This window comes from Rhodococcus sp. NPDC003383, assembly GCF_053589115.1.
Window position 1 is genome coordinate 1 of the sequence record NZ_JBSFRG010000070.1, and the last position, 1,537, is coordinate 1,537.

A 1,537-nucleotide genomic window follows, 5' to 3' on the forward strand; every position below is an offset into this window, starting at 1 on the left:
ACGGTAGTTGTCAACCTGCCTGAGACAGGTAGTGGTTGATGTTGATTCCGGTGAGGACGGGGAGCTGTGGCGCGAGCGGGCGACGGTGAAACCGTTCGGGGTGCTCGGCGTAGATCTGATCGAGCCGGGCCTGGCGAGCCCGACGCTCCTCGACATCGGTGCCGAAGAACACCGAGGCCGGGGTGTGTCGGGCCAGACCGCTGTGCCGGTGTTCGGTGGCGTACCGCAACAGGAACTGCTCGGTCCACCGGCGTGCATGGTCGATGCTGTCGAACCGCTGCGGGCAGGACAGGTCGTATTTGATCGTCTTGAACAACGACTCGGAGAACGGGTTGTCGTCGCTGACCCGCGGCCGCGAATACGACGCCGCCACCCCCGCGGTCTCGAGCGCGTCGAGCAACCCGTGCGAGCGCATCGACGCCCCGTTGTCGGCATGCAGCACCGCCGGCACCCCGAACACGGCGAACGCCTCGGCGAACATCTGCACCGCCATCGTGGTGGTCTCGGCGTACTCGATCCGCCACGCCACCGGAAACCTCGAGTACACGTCGATCGCCAGATACAACAGATACCGGTCCTGCCGGCGCGGGCCCTGCAACATCGTGATGTCCCAGGACCACAGATCACCGGTCCGCGCGGCCACCGCCACCGGTCTGCGCCGCGCGAGGCCGCCGCCGCGGCGGGTGCGGCGCCGGTCCCCGGTCAGGTTCTGTGCCCGCGCCACCCGATAGCACGTCGACTGCGAGCACGACACCAGACCGTCGTCGAAGGCACGCCAATACACCTGCGCCACAGACAGATCCACGTTCTCTTCAGCGAGGAGCAGCTCGACAACTGCCTGTCTCTCGGCCGGTGCCAGAGCCGCCGGCTGGACCCGGTCGGCATGCGGGATCGGATCCTCGACCGGCCGGTAGTGCGTATAGCCACGGGCGAGGCGGTAGTAGCTCGACCGCGGCACCCCGACCAGCGCGCAGGCCCGGGTCACCGGCACGGCCGCCGCGTGCAGGGCGGTGACGGTGTCTATCAGGACAGGCTCTTGCGGTCGAGCCAGGCGGCGTACTCGTCCGCGCTCATCAACGCCGGCGGGATCTCGGTGTCCTCGGTCGAGCTCGTGGTGATCCCCTGCAAGAGCTCGAATGCTTTTCCCAGAATTTCCTGGGCGGTCTCGGCCTGCACGACCTTCTGTCTGAGTCGCTCGTTCTCTTTGCGGAGCTTGGCCAGCTCCGCCCGATCCCGGCTGTCCATACGCATCCTCGACTTGTCCGCTGCCTTGACCATGGTAGTGGTGAAGTCTCCCCGATCACGGGCCCGAACCCACGCGTGGACGGTACTCGAGTCGAGATTGTTCTCCCGCAGCAGCCGGGCCTTGGCTCCCCGGTCGACGCACTGGTCCCACAATCGCAAGACCTCGAACTTGTACGCCATCGTGAACGAACGCTTACCGGTAGCAGTCCGTCCGATCGGGATGTCGATCATCTCTGTGTCCGTTCCCCGCGTTGGTTGCCGGGTGTCTCACGACCATCCTGGCAACCAACGT

Annotated in this window: 2 protein-coding genes; both read right to left on the minus strand. The window is 66.3% G+C overall.

Annotated features, from left to right (window positions below; translation table 11 throughout):
• Positions 1 to 10: 10 nt before the first annotated feature.
• The gene (locus tag ACWDTS_RS28080; RefSeq protein ID WP_450119460.1) at positions 11 to 991 is read right to left on the minus strand and encodes a transposase; all 981 of its coding nucleotides are present in this window, start codon (positions 989 to 991) and stop codon (positions 11 to 13) included.
• Positions 992 to 1,023: 32 nt separating this feature from the next.
• Positions 1,024 to 1,476 carry a hypothetical protein gene (locus ACWDTS_RS28085; RefSeq protein WP_450119461.1) on the minus strand — a complete coding sequence of 151 codons (453 nt, stop codon included), beginning with the start codon at positions 1,474 to 1,476 and terminating at the stop codon, positions 1,024 to 1,026.
• Between the last annotated feature and the right edge of the window lie 61 nt (positions 1,477 to 1,537).